Annotated in this window: 17 protein-coding genes; 8 read left to right on the top strand and 9 right to left on the bottom strand. The window is 62.6% G+C overall.

Features of this window, described 5'->3' with window-relative positions:
* A partial coding sequence (locus tag EOB36_RS29420) for an SLC13 family permease (RefSeq protein WP_128286251.1) occupies window positions 1-841 on the top strand: 841 nt, incomplete at its 5' end.
* Between the two features lie 32 nt (window positions 842-873).
* Here the strand turns inward: EOB36_RS29420 and EOB36_RS29425 are convergent.
* Window positions 874-1,458, bottom strand: coding sequence for a TetR/AcrR family transcriptional regulator (locus tag EOB36_RS29425; protein WP_128286252.1), 585 nt, complete (start codon window positions 1,456-1,458; stop codon window positions 874-876).
* 90 nt (window positions 1,459-1,548) lie between these two features.
* Between EOB36_RS29425 and EOB36_RS29430 the strand changes: the two genes are divergently transcribed.
* Window positions 1,549-2,364: a crotonase/enoyl-CoA hydratase family protein gene (locus EOB36_RS29430; protein WP_128286253.1), complete on the top strand. Its 816-nt coding sequence runs from the start codon at window positions 1,549-1,551 to the stop codon at window positions 2,362-2,364.
* A 76-nt stretch (window positions 2,365-2,440) separates the two neighbouring features.
* Here the strand turns inward: EOB36_RS29430 and EOB36_RS29435 are convergent, their stop codons facing one another.
* The gene (locus tag EOB36_RS29435; RefSeq protein WP_127295195.1) at window positions 2,441-2,830 is read right to left on the bottom strand and encodes a YkvA family protein; all 390 of its coding nucleotides are present in this window, start codon (window positions 2,828-2,830) and stop codon (window positions 2,441-2,443) included.
* A 106-nt stretch (window positions 2,831-2,936) separates the two neighbouring features.
* Window positions 2,937-3,434: a MarR family transcriptional regulator gene (locus EOB36_RS29440; RefSeq protein ID WP_245467934.1), complete on the bottom strand. Its 498-nt coding sequence runs from the start codon at window positions 3,432-3,434 to the stop codon at window positions 2,937-2,939.
* 170 nt (window positions 3,435-3,604) lie between these two features.
* Here EOB36_RS29440 and EOB36_RS29445 point away from each other — a divergent pair, with 170 nt between their 5' ends.
* Window positions 3,605-4,405, top strand: coding sequence for an SDR family oxidoreductase (locus tag EOB36_RS29445; RefSeq protein ID WP_126107080.1), 801 nt, complete (start codon window positions 3,605-3,607; stop codon window positions 4,403-4,405).
* Between the two features lie 45 nt (window positions 4,406-4,450).
* On the opposite strand, the gene EOB36_RS29450 is transcribed toward EOB36_RS29445, so the two are convergent.
* The 5 genes from EOB36_RS29450 to EOB36_RS29470 form a co-directional block, all read right to left on the bottom strand.
* Window positions 4,451-4,780 carry a cupredoxin family copper-binding protein gene (locus EOB36_RS29450; RefSeq protein ID WP_095489306.1) on the bottom strand — a complete coding sequence of 110 codons (330 nt, stop codon included), beginning with the start codon at window positions 4,778-4,780 and terminating at the stop codon, window positions 4,451-4,453.
* Window positions 4,777-5,301: a DUF4142 domain-containing protein gene (locus tag EOB36_RS29455; RefSeq protein ID WP_128286254.1), complete on the bottom strand. Its 525-nt coding sequence runs from the start codon at window positions 5,299-5,301 to the stop codon at window positions 4,777-4,779. The genes EOB36_RS29450 and EOB36_RS29455 overlap by 4 nt, the downstream gene beginning before the upstream one ends.
* 98 nt (window positions 5,302-5,399) lie before the next feature.
* A complete protein-coding gene (locus EOB36_RS29460; protein ID WP_095489327.1) occupies window positions 5,400-6,071 on the bottom strand; it encodes an RNA polymerase sigma factor in 672 nt (223 codons plus the stop codon).
* A gap of 121 nt (window positions 6,072-6,192) precedes the next feature.
* The gene (locus tag EOB36_RS29465; protein ID WP_128286255.1) at window positions 6,193-7,281 is read right to left on the bottom strand and encodes an HPP family protein; all 1,089 of its coding nucleotides are present in this window, start codon (window positions 7,279-7,281) and stop codon (window positions 6,193-6,195) included.
* A 188-nt stretch (window positions 7,282-7,469) separates the two neighbouring features.
* Entirely contained in the window at window positions 7,470-8,639 is a 1,170-nt protein-coding gene (locus EOB36_RS29470) for a cystathionine beta-lyase (protein WP_128286256.1), read from the bottom strand.
* A 443-nt stretch (window positions 8,640-9,082) separates the two neighbouring features.
* Between EOB36_RS29470 and EOB36_RS29475 the strand changes: the two genes are divergently transcribed.
* The 5 genes from EOB36_RS29475 to EOB36_RS29495 all read left to right on the top strand — a co-directional run bounded on the left by EOB36_RS29475 (window position 9,083) and on the right by EOB36_RS29495 (window position 14,139).
* Window positions 9,083-10,111: an amino acid ABC transporter substrate-binding protein gene (locus tag EOB36_RS29475; RefSeq protein ID WP_128286257.1), complete on the top strand. Its 1,029-nt coding sequence runs from the start codon at window positions 9,083-9,085 to the stop codon at window positions 10,109-10,111.
* Window positions 10,112-10,174: 63 nt separating this feature from the next.
* Window positions 10,175-11,362, top strand: coding sequence for an amino acid ABC transporter permease (locus EOB36_RS29480; protein WP_128286258.1), 1,188 nt, complete (start codon window positions 10,175-10,177; stop codon window positions 11,360-11,362).
* A 4-nt stretch (window positions 11,363-11,366) separates the two neighbouring features.
* Window positions 11,367-12,524: an amino acid ABC transporter permease gene (locus EOB36_RS29485; protein ID WP_128286259.1), complete on the top strand. Its 1,158-nt coding sequence runs from the start codon at window positions 11,367-11,369 to the stop codon at window positions 12,522-12,524.
* Window positions 12,525-12,545: 21 nt separating this feature from the next.
* Complete coding sequence (locus tag EOB36_RS29490) at window positions 12,546-13,349, top strand: amino acid ABC transporter ATP-binding protein (RefSeq protein ID WP_095489299.1); 804 nt, start codon at window positions 12,546-12,548, stop codon at window positions 13,347-13,349.
* A gap of 121 nt (window positions 13,350-13,470) precedes the next feature.
* On the top strand, window positions 13,471-14,139 hold the full coding sequence (locus EOB36_RS29495; protein ID WP_095489326.1) for a TIGR02117 family protein: 669 nt from the start codon (window positions 13,471-13,473) through the stop codon (window positions 14,137-14,139).
* Between the two features lie 9 nt (window positions 14,140-14,148).
* Here EOB36_RS29495 and EOB36_RS29500 read toward each other — a convergent pair.
* On the bottom strand, window positions 14,149-14,519 hold a 371-nt coding region (locus EOB36_RS29500; RefSeq protein WP_206637222.1), incomplete at its 5' end, for an FAD-dependent monooxygenase.

Raw genomic sequence — 14,519 nt, forward strand, 5'->3', positions numbered from 1 at the left:
CACCCGTGTCATCAACCGCAACCCGATTCCCTATCTGATCGCCACCGCCACGGCGTCGAATTGCGGCAGCGTCGCCACCATCACCGGCAATCCCCAGAACATGGTCATAGGCGCGCTGTCGGGGATTTCCTATCCGGCCTTCTCGGCGGCCCTGGCGCCCGTCGCCCTGTTTGGCCTCGTCGCCGTCATCGTCATCGTGCGCATCGTCTACCGGGCCGAATTCGCGCGCAAGGCCGAACTCAGCCCCGAAGTCTATCGCGGCCGCATGCTGCAGGGACAGGTGCTGAAGGCGGTGGTCGTCTGCATCGGGCTGGCGATCGCTTTCTTTGCCGGCGTGCCGGTCGCCAAGGCGGCGCTCATCGGCGGCGCCATTCTTCTGGTGACCCGCGCCATCAAGCCGGCGCGCATCTACCGCGAGATCGACGGGCCGCTGCTGTTCATGTTCGCCGGCCTGTTCATCGTCGTCGCCGGCGCCGAGAAGACGCTGCTCAGCCCTGACATCATCGCCTCGGCCAAAAACCTCGGCCTGGACGATGTCTGGCGGCTATCCGGCTTCACCGCGGTGCTGTCCAACATCATGAGCAACGTTCCGGCCGTGCTGGCGCTGCGGCCATTCATACCCGGCCTGGAAAACCCGGAGCGCGCCTGGCTGATCGTCGCGATGAGCTCGACGCTGGCCGGCAATTTCACGCTGCTCGGCTCGGTCGCCAATCTGATTGTCGCGGAGCACGCGCGGGTCTCCGGCACAACTCTGTCGTTCGCCGCCTTCTTCAAGGTCGGCCTGCCGCTGACGCTGGTCACGCTGCTTGCCGGAACGGCGTGGCTGGCGCTTGGGTTTTAGCCGGCACGGATCGTCGCGGCAGCAATCCTTCGTCAGGCGCTGTCTTGGGATCTCGCCCGAACGAGCATGGCAGCGGCGTGTCCGGCTGCCTCGATATAGTCGGGGTTGCGGTGGATCAGCATGATCGAGAACGCGCCATCCATCAGAAGGACGATTTCGCGCGCCAGGGTTTGCGGCTCCAAAATGCTGCGGCCTGACATTTCGCCGGCCAGCCATTTTTCGAAATTCGCCTTGTGTCGCGACCCGACCTTGATCGCCGGGTGTCCGGGCATGGCGGCGAGCTCCGCGGCCGTTCGCAGGAAACCACATCCTTTCCATTTGGGATGGCGTGCCACGCGTGCCAGATTGGTGAAGATCGCCTCGACCTTGCGATCGGGACCGCCTTCGGCGGCGTCGAACCAGCCGGCCATCTGCTTCAGATTCGGCTGGTCGCGGCCATCGAGATAAGCGGCGATCAGGTCGTCCTTGCTCTTGAAATGATAGTAAAGCGTGCGCTTGGTGAGGCCTGCCTTTTCGGCGACGGCATCGACGCTGACGCGGCCAATCCCTTCGGCATAGAACAGCTTCGTCGCGGCGTCGACAATACGTTTGCGGGTAGGGCTGAGCGCTTGGGGCATGGGGCAATGTATACCGACTAGTGAATATACAAACAATCGAGAGCCTGATCCTTTCCTGTTCCTGCCACCGCATGCTGGAAAGGAAGCCAAATGACCGGACTTGTCCTGAGCGAGGTTCGCGACGGGGTTGCCGTCCTGACCCTCAATCGCCCTGAAAAACTCAACGCGCTGAACTACGCCCTGATCGACCGCCTGCTGGCCATCCTCGACGCTATCGAGGTCGATGGCTCCATCCGGGCAGTCATCCTCACCGGCGCTGGCGAGCGGGCGTTCTCGGCGGGCGGCGACATCCACGAATTCTCGGCAAGCGTGGCGCTTGGCGCCGATGCCGCCTTGCGCGACTTCGTCATGCGTGGGCAGCGATTGACGGCCAGACTGGAAGCGTTCCGCAAACCCGTCATCGCCGCGGTCAACGGTCTTGCCTTCGGCGGAGGTTGCGAAATCACCGAGGCCGTGCCGCTCGCCATCGCCAGCGAACGTGCCTCGTTCGCCAAACCCGAAATCGTTCTCGCAATGCCGCCGACGTTCGGCGGAACGCAGCGCCTGCCGAGGCTGGCCGGACGCAAGCGGGCCCTCGAGTTGCTGCTGACAGGGGAGGCGTTTTCGCCGCAGCGCGCACTCGAACTCGGCCTCGTCAACCAGGTGGTTCCACACGACGATCTGATGCGGGCAGCACTTGAGCTGGCTCAGCGAATTCTGCGGCATTCACAGCTGGCGGTCGCCAGCATCCTCACCGCAGTTACGCGCGGCATCAACCAGTCCATCGCGGAAGGGTTGATGGTTGAGGCCGAGCAGTTCGCCCGCATGGCGCCGACCGCCGATCTGCGCGAAGGGCTCGATGCCTGGATCGCGCGCCGCGAGCCAAGCTATTCCGGTTCGTGGACGCGCACTGCTGCGGGTGAGTGAGGCACAAGGGGACATATCGCTGGAGCCGGTTCCGGAGATATTCGAGGCGTTCGATTGCGGAGAAGCCCTGATCGGACTATTTGGCGCGGGTGGGCCAGAACGCCCAGATCAGCAAAGCCGCTAAAGCCAGCCAGAGCGCCACGATAAAGAACATTCCCGTCCTGCTTTGCGGGTGTTTTTCGAGCGCGGCAGCCCGCGCTCGAAACTCGTCCATCAGCGGCGGCGGAACAAGCCTTATGGCCAGGATTACGCCGAGCGGCACGATGATCAGGTCGTCGAGATAGCCGAGCACCGGGATGAAATCCGGGATCAGGTCGATTGGGGAAAGCGCATAGGCGGCCACCATCCCCGCCACGAGTTTCGCGGACCAGGGCACCCGAGGGTCACGCGCGGCGAACCACAGGGCGACGACATCAAGCTTGATGTCGCGCGCCCGGCGCTTTGCCGTTTCCAGCCATGCTTTCATAGGGTTACTTTAGCACAGATTGTCCGCCGACGTCCGAGCGGCGGTTGCTGGTCGAAGAAAGACCTAGACTAAGGCCCGTGGCGCATCCCAAACGACGCGCTGCGCTCTAATGTTCCGACGGTTCGGTGCCGCTCGCCGGCTTCTCGCCCGAAACATAGGCGTCGAGAAAGTCCTGCGAGGCGACATCGTCGGCGAGGCTCCTCAGCTTTTCGGCCGCGGCCGCCCCCAAAATCGCCTCGACGCGCCGGTTGGCCACGACCCACACAACATATGCCTGCTGGTATCGCGCTTTTCCGAGCGGCGTCAGCACGGCATGCTTCGTTCGCCGGTCGTGGGCATCCTGGCGGACCTCGACCAGACCGTCGCGCACAAGCGGCCGCAACGCGTGCGTTAGCGCTGAAATCTGGATCGCCAGGCGGGCGGCGAGGACCTGCAGCGTCGGCCCGTCCTCGCCATAAACGGCCCCGAGCCCGTCGATCTGGCCGAGCAGAAGCGTTTGCGTTGACGTCAGCCCGGTTGGGACGAGCGCCACGTCATACAACTGGCCAAGCCGCCGCGCCGCACGACGCAGCGACGAATTGATGCAGACGAAATCGTTCGGCATGCCGGGCGCTTCCGCGTCGGGCTCGTCCCGACTTTCGAGCGATGCAAACGATTCGACCGTTTTTCCCATCTTCACAAAATAGTTGAGTGCTGAACCATTGCAATGGGGCAGAGATTTGGCTAGTTGGTTGAGCACTCAACATTTGAGCGCTCAACTTTAGGAGATACCCCATGTCGAACTCAGCCTCCAAGCCGATCGCCGTCGTTACCGGCGCCTCCGCCGGCATCGGCGCCGTCTATGCCGACCGCCTCGCTGCCCGTGGCTATGATCTTGTGCTCGTGGCGCGACGCGCCGAACGCCTGAAAACCCTCTCAGCGGAGTTGTCGCGGGCCTATGGCGCCAAGGTCGAGGTGATCGGCGCCGACCTGACCAAAGAGGACGGCTTGGCGCGCGTCGAGAAGGTGCTCGCCACCAACCCCGCCATCACGCTGCTTGTGAACAACGCCGGCAACGGAACGCTTGGATCGACGATAAACACGTCCGACGAGAATGCCGCGTCGACGATCGCGCTCAACATCACGGCGCTGACGCGCCTGACCCGAGCGGCGCTGCCGGCATTCCTGTCGCGCAACGCCGGGGCGATAATCAATATAGCCTCGGTCATGGCGCTGCACTCGCTGCCGATCACCTCCCTCTATAGCGGCACCAAAGGCTATGTGGTGAACTTCAGCCGTGGCCTGCAGGAGGAGCTTGCCGGGACCGGCGTCAGGCTGCAGCTCGTTCTTCCAGCTGCGACCGCCACCGAATTCTACGAATTCGCCGGCATGCCGCTTTCAGCGTTCGACCCGGCAGTGGTGATGACCGCGGAAGACATGGTCGACGCGGCCCTGGCAGGGTTCGATCAGGGTGAAGCCATCACGCTGCCGTCAGTCCACGACCGTGCGCTGTGGGAAACCTACGACGCCGCCCGCGCCACCCTGTTCGCCGCGACACAAACCGGCGAACCGGCGCCTCGCTACCAGGCGGCTTGACGCCGCCGGACCGCGCTGCGCGCAGGGCGGTCTCCGCTGGCATGGCTAGGGCGACGCCACCGTCAGATGGCCTTTCATGTTGGGGTGGAAGCGGCAGAAATAGTCGACCGAACCCGCCGTCTTCAGCGTCAGGCTCGCCGCCTTCTTCGGCGGGATCATAGCCTCCCAGCCGCCCTTGACGGTCGCCGTGTGGGCGAACACGTCCTTGTTGACCCACTCGATCGTGTCGCCGACCTTCGCCTCGATGCTTGCGGGCGAAAATACAAGCTTCTCGATCGTCACCTCAATCGTGCCGGCCTTGGCTGGTGCGGCACCAATGGTTAGCGCCAAAGCAACCCACAGATGCCGTTTCGACGCCGTCGGTGCTGTTCTCATTTCAGCTTGCCGGCGACATGTTCGGCATGCTGTTCATGGCCCTGGAATAGCTTCAGGCCGGTCTCCAGCAGGCTCTTCAGTTCGGCATTCTCGGCCGAGGGGATCAGCAGGGTTTTGAGCGCGGCGTTGACCTGCTTATGGAAGGCGACCTCGTTGGCGACATAGGCCTTGTCGAAGGCGGCGCCGTCGAGTTTGGCGAGCTGGGCTCGTTCCTCGGCCGCCGCCTCGGTCAGCGCCTTGCTGGTGGCGTTGTCCTCCGGCGTCAGTTTGAGCTTCTTGACCAGGTCAAGCGCTTGTTTGTTTACGGCTTCATGGTCTCGCACCATATCTTTGGCGAAATCTACAACCTCTTTGTTCTTCGATTTCTCCAGCGCTTGTTTGGCCGCCTCGACGTCAAGCACGCCGGCTGTGTAGGCGATGTGGGCGATCTGCGGGTCGGTCGGCTTGTCGGCGGCTTGCGCCAACGGCGCTGCGCTGAGCAGGAAAAGCGCTGCCAGTGCGGTGGTCGATCGAATAAACATGACGTTCTCCTTCGCCGGATGCGGTTGGCTCCGGGCATTTCAGTTGACGATGATTGGATGCCGGGCGGGGGCAAACGTTCCCGGGAATTCGGGAAAAATCAGTCTGTAAAGCCAAGCCGCTGCATCAACGCGGCGGTCAGCCGTTCACACCGGCGGCCGGCGAAGGGAAAGGCATTGAGCAGCACCGGGCCGATCTGATCGTCCAGCGCCTTGCGCACGAGGGCGCGGGCGCGGTGCAGGCGGCTCTTGACGGTTTCGGGCCGCACATCAAGCAGTTCGGCGGTCTCCTCGATGCTGAGACCCTCGATCACCCGCGCCACGAACACTGTCCGGTACACATCGGGAAGCCGATCGGTCGCCCGTTGGACAAGTTCGAGGATTTGCCGTTGCGCCATCGTCCGCTCCGGATCGTCGCTGGGATCGAGGGGAAATTTGATGATTTCGGCGTGTGGAGTTTGCGGCATGGCTACCGTTCGCCGTCTTTTGCGCAAGCGCCCAAGCGCCTCATTGATGACGATGCGCGACAGCCATGTGGCGAGCGAGGATTCCCCGCGAAAATCCCCGAGATGGGCAAAGGCCTTGACATAAGCCTCCTGCACGATGTCTTCAGCCTCGCTGTCGTTGCGAACGACGCTGCGGGCGATACGATAGAGTCGCTGGTTGTGCATCTTGATAATCGTGCGGAAGGCTCCGCCCTCCCGTGCCAGCGCGCGGCCGACAAGCTGCATCTCGCCAGCTGCGGCAGGCATGACGGTCAAGACAGCCGACATGACCGGTTTCCTCATCGCAAGCCAATCTCCTGACCGGAAGCAAATCCTCCGATCGAAACATTGGACGGCCTAGCCGGGAAAAGGTTCCCAACATTTTCCGGCAGCCGGCGGCCGGCAGCGACTACGCTACCGCTTCCGCCAGCAGCCTGTCTGCAGTTTGCGTGCGGGCCGTTGCGGCCAGCAGATCGGTCTGCGTGATCAGGCCGAGGATGCGCCTGTTGTCGTCTATGATGACGACGGCGTGGCTGCGGCCGTCGGTGAGCACGGGTAGGAGGCCCATGGCAGGCGCGCTCGCCGAGGCGGTTGCCACGGCCTTTGTCACGCTTTTCACCGTATCCGAGGCCCATGCCAGTTCTCGCAGTCCGACGGCGCCAACAAGCCTGGCCTCCGAATCTACGACCGGCAGCGTCCGGATGTTGTGGGCGAGCAGCAAATGACGTGCCTGGTCGGCGCGAGCGTGTTCATCGACCGAAATTACATGGCACGACATGATGTCCCTGCACAGCAAGGTCCGGTGCGTACGCACCATCGCTTGCAACTCCACCTGCCGCAGCAGCCGTTCGAGATCGTTGCGGTCGATGTCGAATGTCTCCTCCAAGGTACCAAGCGCAGCATCGATGTCCTCGGGCCGGAAGCCGATACGCTCCTGAGCGGGTGGATCGATGGTGCCGTGGCTGTTTTTTGGCGCGGCCACCGTCACATGTGGATAGGTCCGTCGCGACAACTTGTGAAAGCCGTATCCGAGCGCGACGAGCACGATCGAGTTCAAGGCCACCGGCACGAAAGGAAACAGGAAGCCGGCACCGATGACGGCCGGTCCGCCGATCACAGCCGTCAGGGCGGCAGCCCCACCTGGTGGATGCAGGCAGCGGGTGAACGACATGGCGGCTATGGCCAATGACACCGCAATGCCCATCGCAAGGATGGGCTCATGCACGAAATGCGCCACGAGCACGCCGACGAGCGCCGATATGGTGTTGCCGCCAATGATCGACCAGGGTTGCGCCAACGGGCTCGCCGGCACCGCGAACAAAAGCACGGCCGAGGCACCCATCGGCGCCACGAGCAGCGGCACATGCGGGCCGCTACCGAGCACCAGACCGCTGATCGCGCCGGTCAACGCAATGCCGATCGTCGCACCGATACAGGCGATGATCCGCTCGCGCAGCGTAGCGCCGGCAAGTATTGGGACAAAGAGGCGAAAGGCCATGGTACTGACAACTCTGGTGGCGAAACTGGGTTTGGGACGTGCCGCTTGCGGCTGATGGCCTCGCAATGAGGCCAGAATGTTGGATTTGAAAGCCAAACCGATCCGGAAAATCACAGCTTCGGGAAATAATCTTGCTGATGCGGCCGAGACCCGGCGCATGCAGGGCCGCTTTGGCGGCAGTTCCCCGCTTATGCCGCTTTCGCCGCGGCGAGACCGCGCGCAAGATCGGCCTTGAGGTCATCGACGTCCTCGAGCCCGATCTGCAGGCGCACCAGCGGGCCGTCATAAGGGCCCTTGGCGACGACGCGGTCGCCGAGGAAGACCGGCACCGCAAGGCTCTCATAGCCGCCCCAGGAATAGCCGAGGCCGAATAGCCTGAGCGCGTCGAGGAAGGCATGCTGCTGTTTCTGGCCGCCGCCCGCAAGGACGATCGAAAAAATGCCGCTTGAGCCGCAGAAGTCGCGCTTCCAGAGATCATGATCGGGATGGCTGGGAAGCGCTGGATGCAGCACGCGCCCTACGCCCGGCTGGCCCTCCAGCCAGCCGGCGATATCAAGTGCGCTGCGCTGATGATGGTCGAGGCGCACGCCCATGGTGCGCAGGCCGCGCAGCACCTGATAGACGTCGTCCGGCCCGGCGCAGCAGCCCATCGTGTAGAAGGTCTCGCAAAGCTGTTTCCAGCAGGCCTTGTTGGCCGATGCGGTGCCGAGCAGCACGTCGGAATGGCCGGCCGGATATTTCGTCGCCGCATGGATCGAGATGTCGACGCCGTGGTCGAGCGGGCGGAAGTAGAGCGGCGTCGCCCAGGTATTGTCCATCATGACGATCGCGCCGGCGGCGTGTGCCGCGCTGGCGATGGCCGGTATGTCCTGCACCTCGAAAGTGTTGGAGGCCGGCGATTCGGTGAACACGACCCTGGTGTTGGACTTGATCAGCGCCGCTATGCCGGCACCGGCATGCGGATCGTAATACTCGACGTCAACGCCCAGGCGCTTCAGCATCGTGTCGGCGAAATTGCGGGTCGGATGATAGACAGAATCGACGATCAGGACATGGTCGCCCGCCGACAGGAAGGCTAGCAGCGGCACCGTCACCGCCGCCAGGCCAGACGGCACCACAATTGTGCCGGCCGAGCCTTCCAGCCCGTCGATGGCGCTGGCAAGCGCGTCGGTGGTCGGTGTGCCGCGCGTGCCGTAGGTGTATTTCTGGCTGCGTGCCGCCATTGTCGCCGCGTTGGGATAGAGCACGGTCGAGGCATGCACCACCGGCGGATTGACGAAGCCGAAATAGTCGTGCGGATTGTTGCCCGAGTGGGCAAGCCGTGTGTTGATGCCCATTTCGTTGCCGTCTTTTGTCATTCGCTTCGCCTCTGATCAAGCGCTAGCCATAGTGCGGCGGCATTGGCCGCGCAACCGCCCGACGCTCGCCAGGCGGCGGACTTCGGATATACCAATTGATCCATGGCAACTCAGGAATGCGCAGCCTTCCGAAGGCGAATTTCAAAGGCCCCAGCCCCGATTTGCGTTGGCCGGATTTTGCCGGCTTTGTTCGCACGGCTGACTAATTTCCAGGCGTGTTTGTCTGCAATTCGGGCATTTGCGGCAATTGGTTTTCAATCTCTTTCGGTTTCGGTCATTTTCCTTGACCTCACAGGAATAATCGCCTTCGATGCAGTTCGTGAATGGGAGGCAGCGCGTTGGTTGCGATGCGGGGTTCCGGGAATGGGCCGGAACGGGAAGCTGCATTCACACCGAAAAAAAGTCAGGTTCGCCTGAAAAAAACAGAAAAGGGTCTGTGGGTTATGAAACACATTGCAATCGGCATTCTGGGCGCCGCCGCGCTTGGATTGGTGGCTTCGGCCGCGTCGGCGGCCACGCTCGACGACGTCAAGGCCAAGGGCTTCATCCAATGCGGCGTCTCGACCGGTCTGGCCGGCTTCTCGGCGCCGGATGACAAGGGCGACTGGCAAGGCATCGATGCGGATTTCTGCCGCGCTGTCGCGGCCGCCGTTTTTGGCGATGGCACCAAGGTCAAGTTCACGCCGCTCAGCGCCAAGGAACGCTTCACCGCGCTACAGTCAGGCGAGATCGACATCCTGTCGCGCAACACCACCTGGACCATCAACCGCGATACGGCGCTTGGGCTGAACTTCGTCGGTGTCACCTACTATGACGGCCAGGGCTTCATGATCAACGCCAAGAAGCTGCCGGGCGTGAATTCCGCGCTGCAGCTTTCGGGCGCGGCAGTCTGCGTGCAGAGCGGCACCACGACCGAGCTCAACCTTGCCGACTATTTCAAGTCGAACAAGATGGAGTACAACCCCGTCGTCTTCGAGAAGCTGGAAGAGGTCAACGCCGCCTATGACGCCGGCCGTTGCGACGTCTACACCACCGACCAGTCCGGCCTCTACGGCATCCGCCTGACGCTCGGCGCACCCGCCGACCACGTCGTGCTGCCCGAGATCATCTCCAAGGAACCGCTCGGACCGGCCGTGCGCCAGGGCGACGACCAGTGGTACCACATCGTCAAATGGACCTATTTCGCGCTATTGCAGGCAGAGGAACTCGGCGTCACCAAGGCCAATGTCGAGGAGATGAAGGCCTCGGACAATCCCGAGATCAAGCGCGTGCTCGGCCAGGAAGCAGACACCAAGATCGGCACCGATCTCGGCGTCTCCAACGACTGGGTCGTCAACATCGTCAAGGCAGTTGGCAATTACGGCGAAATGTTCGAACGCAATGTCGGTTCGGGCAGCCCGCTAAAGATCGCGCGCGGCATCAACGCGTTGTGGACCAAGGGCGGCCTGCAATACGCTCCGCCGATCCGCTGATCGAAATGTGATCCGGAAGGCAGCTTTCCTGCCTTCCGGTTTCTCTTTCCAGGGGATGGTCGAATGGCATCGCAGGAAATTCTTCGCGAGGAGCCAAGCCGCGGCTCCTTTATCAATGATCCGAAGGTCCGCGGCATATTCTTCCAGGCGGTGGTCGTCATCGTGCTGGTGGCGTTGGTCTGGTGGATCGTCCAAAACACCATCGACAATCTGACGCGCCTGCGCATTGCATCAGGCTTCGGCTTCCTCAGGGGCCGCGCGGGCTTCGACATCAGTGACAGCGCCATCGCTTATTCGTCGGATTCGACCTATGGCCGCGCCATTGTGGTCGGCTTCATCAACACGCTCATCGTTGCCGGCGCCGGCATAATCACCGCCACCATCATTGGCTTCATCCTCGGCATCGGCCGGCTTTCGCACAACTGGCTGATCCGCAAGATCTGCATGGTCTATGTCGAGGTCTTCCGCAACATCCCGCCGCTGCTGGTCATCTTCTTCTGGTATTCCGGCGTGCTTTCGGTGCTGCCGCCGCCGCGCGAAAGCATCAATTTGCCATTCGGCTCTTTTCTCAACCAGCGCGGCTTCTACTTTTTGCGCCCCGTCTGGGGCGAAGGCTCGTGGCTGATCCTGGTCGCTCTGCTTCTCGGCATTGCCATGGCGTGGTTTGTCGCCCGCAAGGCGCGTCAGCGGCAGATGGCGACCGGCCAGCAATTCCCGGTGTTCTGGACATCGGCGGCTCTGATCGTCGGCTTGCCGTTGCTGGCCTACGCGCTGAGCGGCTTCCCGCTGAGCTTTGACTATCCAAAGCAATCAACCTTCAACCTGACTGGCGGCTTTCAGGTCAAGCCGGAGTTCCTGTCGCTCTATTTGGCGCTGTCCTTCTATACGGCGGCTTTCATCGCCGAAATCGTGCGGGCCGGCATCATGGGCGTCAGCAAGGGTCAGACCGAGGCAGCCGGCGCGCTCGGGCTTCGCCCGGGATCGATCCTGCGGCTTGTCGTCATCCCGCAAGCCATGCGCATCGTCATTCCGCCGCTGACCAGCCAATATCTGAACCTGACCAAGAACTCTTCGCTCGCCATCGCCATCGGCTACCCCGACCTGACGGCGACGACCGGCACGGTGCTGAACCAGACCGGCCAGGCGATCGAGTGCGTGCTGATCATGATGGTGGTCTATCTCGCGCTCAGCCTGTTGACGTCGGCGATCATGAACGTGGTCAACGCCAGAATGGCGCTGGTGGAGAGGTAGGGACATGCAGGAGCACGACCTTTCCTTTGTCCGCGTCGAAATGGCTCTGGCACAGTCGGCGCCGTCAAGCGAGCGCGGCCTGGGCGCCTGGATACGCAAGAACCTGATTGCTTCGGCCGGCGACACGATCATGACCATCATCGGCATCGTGCTGGTCGCGATGATCCTGCCGCAACTGATCAGCTGGGCCTTCATCAACGCCCAATGGACTGGCACGGACCGCACGTTTTGCGCCACGGTGGCGCAGGGCGGCATCCAGCCGGACGGCTGGTCCGGCGCCTGTTGGGCCTTCGTCAACGCCAAGTTCGGCCAGTTCATGTTCGGCCGCTATCCAATCGATGAGCGCTGGCGGCCGATCCTAGTTGCCATCCTGTTCGTGGCATTTCTGGTGCCGCTGCTCATCCCGAAGGTGCCGCGCAAGGGGCTGAACGCCATCTTGTTCTTCGGCGCGCTGCCGATCTTTGCCTTCATCCTGCTGGTTGGCGGCGTGTTCGGCCTGCCGCATGTCGAAACCTCGCTGTGGGGCGGGCTTCTGGTTACGCTCAGCCTGTCCTTCGTCGGCATTGCCGTGTCGCTGCCGCTCGGCATCGTGCTTGCGCTGGGCCGGCGATCGAAGATGCCGATCGTCAAGATGCTGTGCGTCATCTTCATCGAGACGGTGCGCGGCATCCCGCTGATCACCGTCCTGTTCATGGCAAGCGTCATGCTGCCGCTGTTCCTGCCGGCCGGCGTCAGCTTCGACAAGTTTCTCAGGGCACTGATCGGCGTGTCGCTGTTTGCCGCTGCCTATATGGCCGAAGTGGTGCGCGGCGGCCTGCAGGCGATCCCCAAGGGCCAGTATGAGGGGGCGGATTCGCTCGGCCTCGGCTACTGGCAGAAGATGGGCCTGATCGTGCTGCCGCAGGCGCTGAAGTTGGTCATTCCGGGCATCGTCAACACCTTCATCGGCATGTTCAAGGATACCAGCCTGGTTTCAATTATCTCGATGTTCGACCTGCTCGGCGTCGTCAAACAGAATTTTTCCGACGCCAACTGGGCAACGCCGCAGACGGCCAGGTCCGGCCTGGTGTTCGCTGCCTTCGTCTTTTGGCTGTTCTGTTTCGGCATGTCGCGCTATTCGATGTTCACGGAACGCCGGCTCGACACCAGCTACAAACGCTAAGAACAAAAAAGGGAACCTTCCATGGCCACAGAAAATGCAGTCAGCGCGGAAGAGATCAAGGTCAATGCCGCCAAGATGCAGGTTTCCACCACCGATGTCGCCATCGACATCATCGCCATGCACAAATGGTACGGCGAATTCCATGTCCTGAAGGACATCAACCTGAAGGTGATGCGCGGCGAGCGGATCGTCATTTGCGGCCCTTCGGGCTCCGGCAAATCGACGATGATCCGCTGCATCAACCGGCTGGAAGAGCACCAGAAGGGCAAAATCTTCGTCGACGGCAAGGAATTGACCAACGATCTGAAAAAAATCGACGAGGTGCGCCGCGAGGTCGGCATGGTGTTCCAGCACTTCAATCTGTTCCCGCATTTGACCATCCTGGAAAACTGCACGCTGGCGCCGATCTGGGTGCGCAAGACGCCGAAGAAGCAGGCCGAGGAAATCGCCATGCACTTCCTCACGCGCGTCAAGATCCCGGAACAGGCCAACAAATATCCCGGCCAGCTTTCCGGCGGCCAGCAGCAGCGCGTGGCCATCGCCCGCTCGCTGTGCATGAACCCGCGCATCATGCTGTTCGACGAGCCGACCTCGGCGCTCGATCCGGAAATGATCAAGGAAGTGCTGGAGACGATGGTCGGCCTCGCCGAAGAGGGCATGACCATGCTCTGCGTCACCCACGAGATGGGCTTTGCCCGCAAGGTCGCCAACCGGGTGATCTTCATGGATCAGGGCCAGATCGTCGAGCAGAACACGCCAGCCGAGTTCTTCGACCATCCACGCCACGAGCGCACAAAACTGTTCCTGTCGCAGATCCTGCACTGATCGCTCTCGCGCAAATCAAAAGAGCCCGGCCGAAACCCGGCCGGGCTCTTTTGCGTCTGAGCTGTCAGCCGGCGATCGCGCCCCGATTGCAAGGCCGTCGCTCATGAAAAAGCTGTCCTTCATGAAAAAGCTCGGGCGTTTTCTCGCCATTCTGGTGGTGGCAATCGTGCTCGCCGTGGTGCTGGGCACATTCATTCCACGGCCGCTCTTGCCGGCGGCGGCCGCCGATCCTATCGCCAGCAGGCACATCCTGGTGCTGAAAAACCCGATCCACACCGATATCGCCATTCCGGTCGATGACGACGTGCGCAAGCGCTTCCATTTCCTGGTCGATGGCGGCATTCCCGCCGACATGGCCGAGGTCCGCTACATCGTCTTCGGCTGGGGCGGGCGCGCCTTCTATCTGGAGACGCCGACCTGGTCGGAGCTGAAGGCCATGCCGGTGATGAAGGCGCTGACCCGTGACGCTTCGGTGATGCATATCGATGTCGCCGGCAACATTGCCGAGCCGCACCCCGACGTTGCCGGCTTCGACGTCGGCGAGGAGCGTTTTGCGGCGTTGCTCGACTTCATCGCCGCGAGTTTCCAGCAAGGGCCGAACGGCCCGATCCCGATCGAGAACGCCGCCTATTCCAGGTTCGACCGCTTCTACGAAGCCAACGGCCATTTCAACGCGCTGGTCGGCTGCAACACCTGGACCGCGGCTGCTCTGCGTATCGCCGGCCTGCGGACAGGCTGGTGGAATCCGCTGCCGGCCACGCTGGACCTATCGATGCGGATTTATAATTGATGCCTGGCGCTATTGGCCGCCAGAGTCCGGCGCCTGCCAGCCATAGAGCCAGTCCAAATCCGCCGCGAGCTTTTCGGGCGAGCGCAGCTTCAGGAACAGGTTGCGCGCGACCGCCACCGGCCCGGAAGCGTGCCAGGCAATGCGGTTGACGGCGCCGCGGCGGGCGACTTTGGCGATGCGCGGCCGCCGCATTTTTTCCCAGGCAGCAAGCGCGCCCCATGGATCGGCGGGGGAGGCGGCGACAAAGCCGGCAAGTGTCGCGGCATCCTCGATCGCCATCGCCGCGCCCTGCGCCGCAAACGGCGTCATCGCATGCGCCGCATCACCGATCAGCGCGATACCGGCGGGCGTCGTCCATGGCTGTGCCTGGTCGACAGTAT

This window comes from Mesorhizobium sp. M6A.T.Cr.TU.017.01.1.1 (assembly GCF_004023115.1).
GTDB lineage: Bacteria > Pseudomonadota > Alphaproteobacteria > Rhizobiales > Rhizobiaceae > Mesorhizobium > Mesorhizobium mediterraneum.

Bases quoted from the DNA above. Each gene is read 5' to 3' on its own strand.
- EOB36_RS29425 (WP_128286252.1), bottom strand. From the start codon at position 1,458: ATGCCCCAAGCGCTCAGCCCTACCCGCAAACGTATTGTCGACGCCGCG.
- EOB36_RS29430 (WP_128286253.1), top strand. From the start codon at position 1,549: ATGACCGGACTTGTCCTGAGCGAGGTTCGCGACGGGGTTGCCGTCCTG.
- EOB36_RS29435 (WP_127295195.1), bottom strand. From the start codon at position 2,830: ATGAAAGCATGGCTGGAAACGGCAAAGCGCCGGGCGCGCGACATCAAG.
- EOB36_RS29440 (WP_245467934.1), bottom strand. From the start codon at position 3,434: ATGCCGAACGATTTCGTCTGCATCAATTCGTCGCTGCGTCGTGCGGCG.
- EOB36_RS29445 (WP_126107080.1), top strand. From the start codon at position 3,605: ATGTCGAACTCAGCCTCCAAGCCGATCGCCGTCGTTACCGGCGCCTCC.
- EOB36_RS29450 (WP_095489306.1), bottom strand. From the start codon at position 4,780: ATGAGAACAGCACCGACGGCGTCGAAACGGCATCTGTGGGTTGCTTTG.
- EOB36_RS29455 (WP_128286254.1), bottom strand. From the start codon at position 5,301: ATGTTTATTCGATCGACCACCGCACTGGCAGCGCTTTTCCTGCTCAGC.
- EOB36_RS29460 (WP_095489327.1), bottom strand. From the start codon at position 6,071: ATGTCGGCTGTCTTGACCGTCATGCCTGCCGCAGCTGGCGAGATGCAG.
- EOB36_RS29465 (WP_128286255.1), bottom strand. From the start codon at position 7,281: ATGGCCTTTCGCCTCTTTGTCCCAATACTTGCCGGCGCTACGCTGCGC.
- EOB36_RS29470 (WP_128286256.1), bottom strand. From the start codon at position 8,639: ATGACAAAAGACGGCAACGAAATGGGCATCAACACACGGCTTGCCCAC.
- EOB36_RS29475 (WP_128286257.1), top strand. From the start codon at position 9,083: ATGAAACACATTGCAATCGGCATTCTGGGCGCCGCCGCGCTTGGATTG.
- EOB36_RS29480 (WP_128286258.1), top strand. From the start codon at position 10,175: ATGGCATCGCAGGAAATTCTTCGCGAGGAGCCAAGCCGCGGCTCCTTT.
- EOB36_RS29485 (WP_128286259.1), top strand. From the start codon at position 11,367: ATGCAGGAGCACGACCTTTCCTTTGTCCGCGTCGAAATGGCTCTGGCA.
- EOB36_RS29490 (WP_095489299.1), top strand. From the start codon at position 12,546: ATGGCCACAGAAAATGCAGTCAGCGCGGAAGAGATCAAGGTCAATGCC.
- EOB36_RS29495 (WP_095489326.1), top strand. From the start codon at position 13,471: ATGAAAAAGCTCGGGCGTTTTCTCGCCATTCTGGTGGTGGCAATCGTG.